Genomic DNA, 13,333 nt, shown 5'->3' on the forward strand with positions numbered 1-13,333 from the left:
AAACGTCAAATAATTTTTTATTTTTATTATAAAAAGAGCAAAAGATCTCCATTTATAGAAGATTTCTTTTACTCTTTTTAAAGGAAACAACTCCAAATATTTAACATATTATAGTATCTACCAAATAAAAGTTGCTTATCTATTGATAACTTACACATAAGAATGCATTTGTTTCACTACTTTATTAACAGAAACTTTAACAACCGTTTCTTTTTCCCCTGTTCTATCAATCTTGAAACCATGAACTTTAACATCAGACGGTACTAGTGGATGATGACAAATCATATCTATACTCTTCTCAATATTTTCACTAACATTTTCTTTTCTACTTAGCCATTCATCAAGGCTACCACTTGAAAATTCAGGCATGCAATTTTCAAAGAGATAGTCTAGTTCCCTGTTATTTTTTATGGAATCACGTTTAATTTGTAGATTAACTACCTCAGTTTCTTTATCCTCTATTCCTACAACAAAAATTTCTTCAACATTTTCTTGATAAATAGCAATAATAATAGATCTCATTATATCTCCATAAGGATGTACAATTACAGAATCGTAGCTGTGTATAGTCAACATGTTTTCTTGTTGAATGTTAGTTACTTGTTGGATAATAGGCTCTATTTCATGTTTAATGTCTGTTAACAATAAAACTTTTTTATTCTTTGAATTCATATGGAGCACTCCTTCTTCATTATTTTATTTATGAAACTTTTAAGCTAGTAACAATAGTTGATAATTCATTACATGATTGTTACCAGTTTTTCCAGTGTCCCTCTGGATCAACACTTGCAAGTCTAACCCATCGATTTTGAACTTTTTCTCGAAATGTGAAATCATTATTTAGCAAACGTTCTATATATTGACTAGGCGCTTGAATTACAATTAGTAAACGAAGTGGTGAATGATACGTCTCACTATCTGACTGCATAACGGATTGCCAAGGTAAGCCTGGCAACAAATCACTTGCATTTCCCTGCATAACACCTAGACCCGCGGTTACAGTTTGGGTTGTTTTGTTTCCACTACCATAATAATGAGGAGCTACAGTTGAAGCGTAATATTGTAGATTTATCCACTGAGCTACTGTTCCTGGTCCTGCAATAATGTTAGCTAATATATCGCCACTTTCATCCTGTTTCCAATCATAATTATGAAGGAAAGCCCTACCTTCTAAGTCACAATCCTGAGTTAATTCTCGTTGCCCGATAATAAAAGATGCATTACGAGCTAATCCCCATTCTGGACGTATTTCACTCCAATCTTCTGCAAATCGATGTGCCTCTTTACTCGCATTTTTTATTTTCGTTTTAAAATTTGGTAATTGCGTTAAACGCTCTCTATTTGCATGTTGGCTCACATTTGGCATAATCGATTCGATACAATCAAATGCTTCTTGCGCAGTTTCCGAAAGTTCTGGGACGTAAATCCATTCCAATTCGTCCACTGTTGTTTTATGTTCAGCTGCTGCAAAAATGGTATCCTCAGGAATTTTAATACCTTCCACAAACAACGCCTCTCTCACTTCTGGGAGATTACATAAAGTAGCAAAAACTCTTGCATTGAATCCTCCTGCTGCTCCGCCACAAGCACCACACTCAAGTGCTGCAGCATAAGGATTGTTCGTACTTTGACTACTATGTCCGCACATTACAACTAAAGGAGCAAATTTTTCTGTCAGTCCCACCATTTTTAAAGCTTGACGCACATAGTTCACTTTTTCTTCTTTCGTAAAACCGATAGGTATCTCACCCTTTGTGTCATGAGCATGATTAAGCGAGAATGTTGTATCAGGTTTTTGTAACATAGTTTTACGAAGGTTACGAATGAAACCACCAACTCCTCTTGGGACAAAGCTTCTTGTCACCATCTGTAGACCAAGTAAAGGACCACTTAACTCAGGTAGCGCCATACTTGTCAGTACGTTCTGTTTCATCGTTTTAAAAGTATAACGTACCGAACTGCCTACCCTCTTACGTTGCTCATAAGATTTAAGTTCATTTTCATTTGTGAGCTCTTTTATTTGATGTTTCGGTTTGAGTATAACTGGCAAAGAAGGATGGTTGTTATTACTACCTAGTTCACTAGTTGCAATTGGTAACCCAAAGAAACCAGCTATTCCAAATGTTTCAAACGGACCTAATTTTTCAAGGTGGCGACGAAACGGTTCTGAACGTACATCAATACAGAATGCTAATTGAGCTAATACACGCTTTTTATCATTGGTTACACGTTGTGTAGAAGCAATCTTCTCCCTTAATTGCTCTGCATGCGTTTGTTCCCAAGCTTCCAGCCAAAGTTTCTTGCGAATATTTTCATCAAAACGATAAGCGAATACTAATAATTCACTTTGTTCAGTAGCAGGCATTTGTAACCATTCCCGTGTTGAAATATTCCCCCAATAAATCCAAGAAGCTATAAGTGGGACGATCGAAACTTTTTTCTCAACCTTTTGATTTTTTAAAGGTAAATAAGGTTTTACAATAGCCAGCTCCATAGAAATTCGAACTGCTAAATATTCTATGAGAAGTTCCTGTTCCTGAATTGATTGTTGTGAGCGCCATCGTATCATTCCTGCCCACCCAGGCAAAGAAAGTAAGTGCCCTTCAAGGTAAGATTGTATGTTAGATTCAGAAATTCCTAGTTCAGATAATGCTCTCGCTAAAGCTACTTCGGCATCTTGTGGCCAATTTTTTAAAACTTTACGCTCATTTTTACTGAGCGCTGGATCAAATTTAATAAGGTGTTGCCATGCGCGATAAAAACCTTTCTCTCGATTTGGCATCGTCCAATTTGATCCGGATTCATCAAGATATAATTTACACCATTTAATGATATGATAATTAAGAACATCAGATAGGTTTTCACTATTTTGACTCTCTATAAGCGAACTTATTGGCTGCATAACAGAGGCTTGCATACTTGCTGTATTTATATAATTCATTTCTTCTGCCAATTTATTTACTTCTGGCGATGATAATAGACTAGAAGGTAATTTTTCTAACTTTAAAGCTGCTTGGCAAAATCGCTCTGCTTTCTCTCGCGGAATATGAAAAGATTGTGAATCCAGCCAACGAGACAAACTCATTTGTAAAAATGATTCCTCAATCTCACCTTTCGCTTTTGCCGAATGAATCATGGAGGCACTAGGATAAATATCCACATTACGAGCTTCTTTTAACCAATTTGCGACTTGTTCAAATGATTGCTTTTCAAGTCCCATCCAAGGGTGGTGAGCTGCAAACGTAGAGATAGGCCAAAGTGGCGCAATAACTCGGCTAGCAGATGCAACTAAATCATTTATATTATTTTCTTGCATATCAATGTTTGTATCTTTCTTTAATATTGACGGTATGCTCATCACGAATTACCTCCCTTTGATACATAATGTTTCAGATAGCTTGGGTGACTTTCTACTGACTTTCGTCTCGCCTCACCTACTCGAACTAACCAAAGATAAAGTACAGCGAATAAAGTAGAAGATTGATGACGAGTAACGAAAGTACTAATAACACTACTAAATAGTAAAATACATATAACAAAGATAACGGCTGGAGCTGAAGGTTGAACACTTTGATAAATATCAGTATGCAACCATTTATAAAGAGAATTATGAACGGTAAAGTAAATGAGAGAAAATCCAATCAAAACAATTACGCCAGCAATTCGTCCCATTCTTCCCTCTCCAAAAACAACAAGCTGTTTCCATGAAAAGTATAGTGACCAGCCTAAGATTAACGCACTAACTAGTTGATACCCCTCTCCAGAAGTCATAAACCAGAAAGTAATTGCTATAAATAATCCTAAAACACGCCCAACTATAATCCATAAATTGGACATCTTTTCATTAGACTGATTCACTACCCCAAAACGTTGCACGGAAGAACCAGCTTGTAAAAATAGTGTAGCTTTAAACAAACCATGTAAAATTAAATGAATAATAGCCGCTAAATAGGCGCCTAATGCACATTGAATAAGCATAAATCCCATTTGTGCAATAGTTGAACCTACTAGCTGACGTTTATAATCAACTTGGACTAAACTAATTCCTGTACCTATTAAGATAGAAATACTAGAGAAAATTAGTAAAATTATTTGTGCAATATCATCATGAAAAAGAGGTGAAAATCTAGTTAACATGATACCGCCAGCATTTACTAAACCCGCATGCATAATAGCAGAAACAGGAGTTGGAGCAACAGCAGACTCAATTAACCATCTTTGAAAAGGCCATTGTGCTGCTGGAATCATCACCGCTAATATAATTAATAAGTTAATTCCTGTTCTCTCCAATGTTCCATGTAGCACTACATTTTCATTCGTTAAAACTGATGTTAACTGCCACTGTCCTGTTACTTGAAAAAGCCAAATGATAGCTGATAGTAAGGCAATCCAACTTATTGTAAATAGGTAGCCAGAGATTTTAGTTGCTTCACTAACTACTTTCCACCCTTTATTTAGCCCTATAAGTAGAACCAATCCTATAAGCGTTGCTCCCCAACAAATGAGCATTAAGCGAAGATCATCACTTAACCATGCAACCGAAGATACACCTGTAGTAAATGTAAAAAGTGCAAAGTATTTTCGATATGAACGATCTCCCATTAAATAACGTACAGAGAAACGCTGAATGATTAAACCAATTGTAAGAACAAAGAAAGCCATTAACCAAGCTAAAGTATCTAGATGCCAAGGCCCCACAACTCTATCTCCATTGTTATTAACAAGTGCGAGTAAAGAAACCAATGAAGGTAAAGCAGCGATACCAATATGGATATGAACAAAACGTAAAGGTATCCTTGCATGTAAAAATAATAATCCACTTAGCCAAGAAGCACTAAGCGCCATAAAAAATAAAGTTAACAGTGTTGATGAACTCAGCGAAATTAACATGTTAAATACTCCCTTCTAAGCGAAAATAGCCTATAAAAATTCCTTTTCATTACGATAGTTTTTTAAATTTCAATTTTCATTCACTCTTTTTAGTACATCGTTTTTTCCCATAAAAAAAACCGACAACTTCCATAATTCAATGATTTTATATCATCATTGAATTATGGAGATTGTCGGTTTCACTTCAACTAACTTCAATAAAGTTTTTTGAAGAGCTCCCATTTTATAGAGGATAGTAATGTATGTATTACTCCTATTAAAAATAACAGTATATCTCTGATCTCCTAGATTATGCAATCAATATATCAATTTATGTTATGCGCTATCTTTCAATTAAGAAACTTTTTCATTTAGTCAATATTACATATTAAAAAAATGCTAAAGCCTTAATTATAGCAAACAGTTAAAATAAGCATCTATTAATTTTTTAAAACAATTATAAGATAAACTATATTAAGCAGTTTGTCAATTTATTTATCAGTTTTTTTGAGCGTTATTCCAATTAAAATTCAGTATACGTAAATAATTTCAAGTTATTAATTATTATCATGTTAATAAATTTAAATAAAGCGCAAAACTTTTAGGTTTCTTAATTATCTCCCACTAACCCTACGGTGGTTTTAATTTTTAAAATTTTTCCTCAAGATTATGAAACAATTTAAAAATCATTACTCGTTCACCAGTACGGGAGCTTATATCCGTATGAAAACTTTTCACTTTTTCTCCAGTTAATTCTAGTATAATCTCTTTCAAATCTTCAATTCCAGATTCAACTAGCTCCGAACGATTTTTCTTTATCGTTAGCATACCGTCTTTTGTTTCGCAAACCGTATATTCAGCTGGCGTTAAAATACCTTGTAAATTTACGATAATCATATCCCGTAATATATCTGTCTTAACGGATATAGACCCGCGTCCTAGGTAGTCCTTTTCCCAGTGAGTAATTGCTTTGCTTATCTCTGATTCAATAGAGCCTTTTGAGTTTTTCATCTTTGTATCCTCCTTCAATAAAATGTAATTACATTTATAATTACAATAACAATATAATAATCTGGATTGATTTTATTTTCAATTATTGAGAAGAATTTATAGGAATCGTTGTCATGTATCCTTTAGTATTAAGGTGAATTTTTATATTGTAATATACATTTTTTGATTATTCCCCGATAAAATACTCTTACTATAAAGACTCTGTTGCATAGATTTCAAAAAAGGACATTCCAGAGAAAATAAGAAAACTCTTGTAACGTAATATACAAACAAAAAATCCTACACTTATGAGTAGGATTTTTCTCTTTTTATATTAGTCAAAAAACTAAAAGTATACCTGCCCTCCAAACATATTACCGATTGGGTTTATGCATATTTCCTTCGAATTTTGCCAACCACCAATAACAGTAAAGGAATCCCTAGCTCATAAACGGGAAATGCAATTGGAATTACGAAAAATATGTAGTAATAATGGGTAAATGTTTGGATATTTTTAACTGACACAGCTATGATGAACGAAATAGGAGCAAGAACTAACGCTACTTTTCGCCAATCCTTCAAATGAAATATTTGTGCTGTTCCATAACAAGCGATAAACATGTATAACGCCAATTTCACAAAAATACTAAAAAACCAAATAATAACTATCAAAATATCCACATTTTGAATGAACTCCATGACAGATATGTATCGGCTCAAATCGTAAACCGGATACAAAAAACTTGAAGATAAATTCGGACCGAATGTTAAAATGACCGCTAATGTTCCAATCGTTACCATGAAAACGGCTAATCCTACCCCCAACATCGCCCTTGATGACGCTTGCTCTGGTTTATCCATAAAGAAAACGAACATCATCATCATAACAGCCTCTCCAAAAAATGCGGCTACAGGAGTATAGGAACCTTTAAGGATGGGAAGCCAGCCAGAATCGTGATAAATAGGCCGCATGTAATCCCAATTCATATTGCCAACATTCAAAATGATTACAAACGTTATCATTAAAAGTACAATTGGCCCTATGATTTCACTTAAACGTCCAATACCTTCCACCCCTCCTTGGTAAATGATAAAAATGAGCAATAACATCGCAGTAAAGACAATGACCCACAAAGGTGTATTATGAAACAAAGCGATAATAATGAATTCACCAAATTCACGGACGGTTATCCAAATTATCATGTACCACCCAAAGAAGTAAGGAATCATCAGTAGCTTTCCTAGCCATTTACCAAGAATAGTTTGACTAAATTCAATGAGAGTTTGTTTCGGATAAAGCGAACCAAGTGTAGTTGCCAAAAAAGTAAGAGCAACCCCTATCACTCCTGCAATCAAAATCGAGATCCACGCATCTTGTTTGACAGTACGAATCGTCGCTGGAATAACTAGAAGGAGTGATTGTCCCACTTCAAATGTGAACATCATCCAAAAGATTTGCCTGCCAGAGATTTTCATCGAATTTCTCACACTCTATATTCCTCCTTATTTTTTCATTTCATTTTTCTTCAACTGCAACGGTGGTCCAGTCAGTCCTACTCGCCGAATAGTGAGCTGTGTATGAACAGAAACCTCCACTTTTCGAAATTGTTTACTCCAATTCTTTTTTAACTCTTTCCATTCGGATGGATATTTTTGATGAATGGCTTCTCCAAATCCAAAGATATCGGTTCCGTATTGTTTTTGAACCTTTTTAATAGTTTGGAGAGCTTCCTTTTCGGACTGTTTTTCCAATACATGTTCTAAAAGAGTAAGATTTTTTGGCTGCGAAAGATCTAAATTCGTATTGTTCTCCTGAATTGTTCCTTCACCAGAAAAAACAATGTCACACTTAATTGTGTCCCCTTGTATAGTAGGTATGATTTTTCTATTGATCTTTGTCATATATAAACTTGCACTACCATTTCCTTTAGAGGCCGTTGCTGTAACTGTCTGTCTACTTAAACGATTCACTATCCAAAGAGTAGTTAACCATTCCTGCATGTTCAAGTATCCTACCAATTTGAAATCGTTGTTAAATATAGCACCGCCTACAATTTGAAACCCTTTGACCTCAGTTTTTCCTTTTTTATGAGACACATTTAGTTTAATAACGGGCAAAATCGGAGTGATTCCATCACTCGTACCAGCAATAAGAAAATTTAATAAAGACATATCTCCCGCTGCCTCTATTTGCATATGCTCTTTAAGTGCCCCAAGTGCCGGGATAGACTCTAAAGGGATGGATGCTTTCAGAAAATCTTTTGCAGTATTCCCTTTTATGACAAACACACCTGCTCGTAATCGAATATCAGGATCGCGGCTATATGCATCTAAAACTGGAGCAAGACCACTTTTAGCCATTTTTTCTCCAATCAATATTACACGCTGGTGCCCTCGAAAAATTTCTCTCGACATTTTTGTTTGCATCATTTGTATAGCTTCATGTGTATCCCTTCCCGTTCCCGATTCTGTAAAAAACGCTTTTCCTGCATTACTTCTTCCGCTCTGTCCCATTCCCATTTTTGATGGAATAATAAACTGAGCACTAATTTCAATCTTATTATTCTTCGCTTGATCAAGTCCCCATCCTAATTCTATTGCCAAATCATTTAATTCTGTCCGATCCCAACATCCCGTCAAGAAGCATAAAGAAATGACCAGTATCATACAGAGTGCCTTGTGCAGGCTCATTCTGTTTCCCCTCCCCGTTTCTCATCTGGCTTTTGTCCACCTGGAAAACGGACTTTCTCTTCACCAGATACCATTATTGGGCGGTGGGTCATATTCCAACGAGGTGTTCGGAGAAAAACATCCTTTAAATCACGAGGAGTTTGTGGTGCAACTGGACTTAAATACGGAATGCCAAAAGAACGAATGTTAGTTAAATGAATCAAAATCGCAAGGGTACTTATTGCAACACCGTATAGCCCGAGCATCCCTGCCAATAACAGCATCGGAAAGCGTAACATCCGGTAAGCTGTTCCTAAGTTGTAGCGTGGGAACGCAAATGACGCAATACCGGTCGTCGCCACAACAATGACCAAAGGTGCGGAAATAATACCTGCTTGCACAGCAGCTTGCCCGATAACAAGTGCTCCGACAATACTAACTGCTGATCCAACAGGTTTTGGTAACCGAACCCCCGCTTCCCTCAAGCCTTCAAATAAAAACTCCATCATTAGCGCTTCTATGACAGCCGGGAACGGAATGCCTTCTCGCGCAGCTGCAATACTAATAAGCAAATTTGTCGGTATTAATTTAGGATGAAAGGTTGTAATAGCAACATAGAGAGAAGGAAGAAATAATGAAATATTAATTAATATTAAACGTATCCATCGAACAAAAGTTGTGTAGATGGAGCGTTCATAATAATCCTCCGCTGCTTGTAGACCAGTCCAAAATGTCATAGGAACAATCAAAACGAAAGGTGTGTTATCTACTAAAATGGCGACTTTCCCCTCTAATAAACTTGCACAAACCGCATCTGGCCGCTCAGTATTTTGAATTTGTGGAAAGGGTGAAAAGGGTTGGTCCTCAATAAACTCTTCAATGAAAGCTGACTCCAATACTCCATCAATTTGAATTCGCTTTACCCTTTGGCGAACTTCATCCAAAACCGAATCAGGTGCAATTCCCTCAATATAAGCAATTACCACATCTGTCTGTGACAATTCCCCAATCGAATAAGGTTCCATTTTTAGTTTTTGGCTTCGAATTCTTCGGCGAATCAGGCTCGTATTGACCCTTATCGTTTCCGTAAACCCGTCCCGAGGGCCACGAACAGAGATCTCGGCAGCCGGCTCTTCAATACCTCGTTTTTCAAAACCTTTTAAATCAGCGACTAGAGCTTGACTTTCTCCTTCTGTTAAAATGACAACATTCGCTTTCAATACTGCTTCTATAACCTCACGAACTTTAGAGATTGTCTTTACTTGAGAAACCGCAATTAGCTGATTTTGTATAATTTCTCCTACCGAATCCACACTCTTTACTCCACTAGGCAGACCTTCGAACATCATTGGTTTCAAAACAACTTGTTCCACAACTTTAGTGTCAATTAATCCATCTATATAAATAAAAAGAATTTTATTTTGACTATCTATGATTATTGGACGAAAAACAATATCGGAACAATTTTCAAAAACTTGTCTCAAAACTTCTTCATTCGCAGATACACTCTGCTTGAGTTCGCACTCTTGATCATTTTGGAGCAGCATACTTGCACTCTCAAGTTCCTGAATATCTTTTCTCAAACGCTTTCTACTAAGTTTTTTCATCATACTACCCCATTTATCGAGTGGTTTATGTTTTGAACCCAATTGTTAGTAATTTCTTGACAGAATAGCTTTAAAAAACCGTTCCACTAAATGTTTTTTTGTAAGTAATCATTTATCTAGAAAACAAAAGGAAAATATCCCCTCTATATCCTTCTTAAAATTTCCTTACACATGAAAATTATTCAATTTTTTCTATAAGTTAGTTATTCTAAAATGAGGTATCCATAAAGTAACTTGTAAATTCTGCTTTGTTAAATTGGTAGTAATAAGCTTATAGAAGCGAGCAAAAAAAGCATGTTCTGAAGAAAGATAAATCAGAACATGCTCTTAATTTATTTATTTGATACTATAGACGTTGATCTTTCTGGAAGTTTAGTTGAAAATGATCCGCTTCATTGTATACCCCGAATTCATATCCTTTTTCCTTATAAAATTTAATAATTTCCGGAAGCGCTTGTAATGTCTGTAGTTTTTCATGCATTAGAACTACTTCCACATCTTCTGTTGTTGTACGCTTTACATTTTCTATAATTTGCTGTGGGTTACCTTTTAATTTCCAATCATTTGAATCTATCGTCCAATCCCAAACTTTTATTCCTGCTTCTACAATTTTGTTACGAATGTCCTGCCCCTTTAATCCTGGTGCAGATCCGTATGGGGGACGGACTAGTTTAGGAGTTGTACCTGTAATATTATGAATAAGAGCTAACGTTTCTTTCATCTCCGTTACAAATTGTCCTTTTTTGTATAGCTTATCACTATTATGTGTCATACTATGTGCACCAATATAATGTCCTTCTTTTACTGCTCGTTTTACATTTTCCTGAAAACCAGTATTCTGTAAATTGCTACCTTGCATAAAAAATGTCGAAGCAACATGTTGCTCTTTTAGTACATCTAAAAATTTGCCAGTTAATTCGCTAGGACCGTCATCAAATGTTAAATAAACAACCTTTCCTACTGGTTTTCCATCAGCTCTTTTCTGTTTTGCCAGCGATGTGTCCTCTTTCTTTCCTTGTTGTTGCGTATTAGCTAGCCTAATATTTTCATTAGCTACCCCTTTCGCTGGGATAGAGTTCCATTTCCCTATTAAAAAGAACGTGAAAAAGGTCGTTGCTAAAACAACTCCTAGAGATAGTATTGCCTTAGTTACTACACTTGTTTTTTTCTTATTTTGTGATTCTTTCATTATGTTTCGATCCTTTCCCTACTCATTTTCATATTCATTATTTATGCAGCTAAACATTAACTTCAGCTGATATTTACAATAAATAGATTAATAGAGGAAGGTGAAGATAAAATGCAGATAATGTCGAAATTAGTTAAAGAATAGCCTATTACATCCACTCTTTAAAAAAATATTTGTTTCTCTACTACAGTTAAATTTGAAAACTCGATATACATCCAAAATAAAAAATACTACTCTTTCTAAATAACATTTTCACATCAAGATAACAGCATGTCGGTATAAAGATAAAATACAGAGATGGCCGTACTATTGAATTTCTATTATAATTTTGTAATTGGAATTCATTTGAACCAAATGAAGAACTAGAAGAAATATTATTATGTGGAGGTACTCCGATGAACCTTGTAATTAGAGAGTTAGAAACAAATGATTTAGATAATCTCCCGGAGATTGATGACAGTTTTATAGTGAATGCTCGGTTAATTCTTTCTCTTTCCAAAGGAAATAGACGCATAGAATATACAGTAGAAGACGTTCCGAGTTATGAAAAAAGTTATTTACAAAATCAAGATGATAATGAAGAACTGGCTTACAATGAATATATAAATAAACCTAATCAAGTCATTTACATAGCTATGTTACATAACCAAATCATTGGATTAATGGTATTGAAAAAGAATTGGAACCACTATGCTTACATAGAAGATATAACGGTAGATAAAAAATATCGTACAATCGGAGTTGGCAAAAAATTAGTTGATCAAGCAAAGCAGTGGGCAAAAAAAGGAAATATGCCAGGTATCATGCTTGAAACGCAAAATAATAATGTCGCAGCATGTAAATTTTATGAAAAATGTGGATTTGTAATTGGTGGGTTTGATTTTCTTGTTTATAAAGGTTTGGATAAGACAAGTGATGAAGTTGCAATTTATTGGTATATACATTTCAAATGATAATAGTTTATAACGTAAAAAACTCAAAATAAAACCCCAATTTCTCTATATTAAAATCGAGAAATTGGGGTTAAGTTATTTAAAACAAATAACTAATTAATAATCCTGCTGACAACAAGAAGCCGAAAATCGTATTTGTCATCGCTGTTGATTTCATTGCGATGCGCATATATCCAGGATCCTTTGCCCCTTTTTGGAAACTTTGAATCGCAGAAATTGGCTTTCTCAAACCTAAGAACATAACCAATGCCCAAGGGCTTATATAACCCATTAATACAATTACGGCAATCCATAAATACGCAATGAAAAAGGCTACCGCTAGTGTTACCACAGCTTTTTCTCTCCCAAGGAGGATTACTAATGTCTTTCTTCCACCTTTAATATCTTCTTCGATATCTCGGATGTTATTTGACATATTGATTGCACCTACTAAAATTCCAATTGGAATGGAAATCAATACACTTTCAATCGTTACAGTATTCGTTTGAATAAAGAAAGCAATGAGCACAAAACATGTCCCCATTAACAACCCAGAAACTAATTCTCCAAACGGGGTGTACGCAATTGGTAATGGACCGCCTGTATATAAATAGCCAACTGCCATCCCAATTAAACCAATAACCACTAACCACCAACTACTATTCATACAAATATAAATGCCAATAAAAGCTGCTACGACATATAATAAAAGCGCAACTGTTAACACATTTTTTGGCTTCAATCCATGACGGACAATTCCGCCACCGATGCCAACAGATTCAGCAGTGTCTAATCCGCGTTTGAAATCATAGTACTCATTAAATAAGTTCGTTGCTATTTGCAGCGCTAAACATGCAAGCATCATCGCAATAAATAAAAGCCAATCAATTTTGGCAACATAAAGTGATGCCACTGTCCCTAAAATTACAGGAGAAAACGTCGCCGTTAATGTATGCGGGCGCGTCATCTTCCATATTAATTTAGCGGAACTAATTTCCTTTTCATTCCCCATAACTCTGTTCAATCTCCCTACATTTGAAGTATAAATTACTAGCAGTATCTTTCTATCTATTTCC

The 13,333-nt window shown here is 35.2% G+C and carries 10 protein-coding genes; 1 reads left to right on the forward strand and 9 read right to left on the reverse strand.

Annotation, left to right across the window (positions count from 1 at the left end):
- Positions 1-150: 150 nt before the first annotated feature.
- The 8 genes from MR107_RS00930 to MR107_RS00965 form a co-directional block, all read right to left on the reverse strand.
- The gene (locus MR107_RS00930; protein WP_001086257.1) at positions 151-672 is read right to left on the reverse strand and encodes a carbonic anhydrase; all 522 of its coding nucleotides are present in this window, start codon (positions 670-672) and stop codon (positions 151-153) included.
- Between the two features lie 79 nt (positions 673-751).
- Positions 752-3,358, reverse strand: coding sequence for a DUF2309 domain-containing protein (locus MR107_RS00935; RefSeq protein WP_242291993.1), 2,607 nt, complete (start codon positions 3,356-3,358; stop codon positions 752-754).
- Positions 3,358-4,890, reverse strand: coding sequence for an NADH dehydrogenase subunit 5 (locus MR107_RS00940; RefSeq protein ID WP_025688059.1), 1,533 nt, complete (start codon positions 4,888-4,890; stop codon positions 3,358-3,360). The genes MR107_RS00935 and MR107_RS00940 overlap by 1 nt, the downstream gene beginning before the upstream one ends.
- Before the next feature lie 627 nt (positions 4,891-5,517).
- Complete coding sequence (locus MR107_RS00945; RefSeq protein ID WP_000798162.1) at positions 5,518-5,880, reverse strand: Na-translocating system protein MpsC family protein; 363 nt, start codon at positions 5,878-5,880, stop codon at positions 5,518-5,520.
- Between the two features lie 366 nt (positions 5,881-6,246).
- Positions 6,247-7,335, reverse strand: a complete 1,089-nt coding sequence (locus MR107_RS00950) for a GerAB/ArcD/ProY family transporter (RefSeq protein WP_000703146.1) — start codon at positions 7,333-7,335, stop codon at positions 6,247-6,249.
- A gap of 27 nt (positions 7,336-7,362) precedes the next feature.
- Entirely contained in the window at positions 7,363-8,550 is a 1,188-nt protein-coding gene (locus MR107_RS00955) for a Ger(x)C family spore germination protein (RefSeq protein WP_242291994.1), read from the reverse strand.
- On the reverse strand, positions 8,547-10,139 hold the full coding sequence (locus tag MR107_RS00960) for a spore germination protein (RefSeq protein WP_025688055.1): 1,593 nt from the start codon (positions 10,137-10,139) through the stop codon (positions 8,547-8,549). Before MR107_RS00960 ends, MR107_RS00955 begins: the two co-directional genes overlap by 4 nt.
- Before the next feature lie 343 nt (positions 10,140-10,482).
- Complete coding sequence (locus MR107_RS00965) at positions 10,483-11,325, reverse strand: polysaccharide deacetylase family protein (RefSeq protein WP_000665165.1); 843 nt, start codon at positions 11,323-11,325, stop codon at positions 10,483-10,485.
- Positions 11,326-11,720: 395 nt separating this feature from the next.
- On the opposite strand from MR107_RS00965, the gene satA reads away from it, so the two are divergent.
- The gene (satA, locus tag MR107_RS00970; protein WP_001054998.1) at positions 11,721-12,278 is read left to right on the forward strand and encodes a streptothricin N-acetyltransferase SatA; all 558 of its coding nucleotides are present in this window, start codon (positions 11,721-11,723) and stop codon (positions 12,276-12,278) included.
- 79 nt (positions 12,279-12,357) lie between these two features.
- Here the strand turns inward: satA and menA are convergent, their stop codons facing one another.
- Positions 12,358-13,269 (reverse strand): 1,4-dihydroxy-2-naphthoate polyprenyltransferase, encoded by a 912-nt coding sequence (gene menA / locus MR107_RS00975; RefSeq protein ID WP_000526090.1) that lies wholly within the window; start codon positions 13,267-13,269, stop codon positions 12,358-12,360.
- Positions 13,270-13,333: the final 64 nt, after the last annotated feature.

The organism is Bacillus cereus group sp. BfR-BA-01441 (assembly GCF_022663075.1).
Taxonomy (GTDB): Bacteria; Bacillota; Bacilli; order Bacillales; family Bacillaceae_G; genus Bacillus_A; species Bacillus_A cereus.

Coding starts and splice junctions, on each gene's coding strand:
- MR107_RS00945 (WP_000798162.1), bottom strand. CDS start 5,880: ATGAAAAACTCAAAAGGCTCTATTGAATCAGAGATAAGCAAAGCAATT.
- menA (WP_000526090.1), bottom strand. CDS start 13,269: ATGGGGAATGAAAAGGAAATTAGTTCCGCTAAATTAATATGGAAGATG.
- MR107_RS00960 (WP_025688055.1), bottom strand. CDS start 10,139: ATGATGAAAAAACTTAGTAGAAAGCGTTTGAGAAAAGATATTCAGGAA.
- MR107_RS00955 (WP_242291994.1), bottom strand. CDS start 8,550: ATGAGCCTGCACAAGGCACTCTGTATGATACTGGTCATTTCTTTATGC.
- MR107_RS00965 (WP_000665165.1), bottom strand. CDS start 11,325: ATGAAAGAATCACAAAATAAGAAAAAAACAAGTGTAGTAACTAAGGCA.
- MR107_RS00940 (WP_025688059.1), bottom strand. CDS start 4,890: ATGTTAATTTCGCTGAGTTCATCAACACTGTTAACTTTATTTTTTATG.
- MR107_RS00935 (WP_242291993.1), bottom strand. CDS start 3,358: ATGAGCATACCGTCAATATTAAAGAAAGATACAAACATTGATATGCAA.
- satA (WP_001054998.1), top strand. CDS start 11,721: ATGAACCTTGTAATTAGAGAGTTAGAAACAAATGATTTAGATAATCTC.
- MR107_RS00950 (WP_000703146.1), bottom strand. CDS start 7,335: ATGAAAATCTCTGGCAGGCAAATCTTTTGGATGATGTTCACATTTGAA.
- MR107_RS00930 (WP_001086257.1), bottom strand. CDS start 672: ATGAATTCAAAGAATAAAAAAGTTTTATTGTTAACAGACATTAAACAT.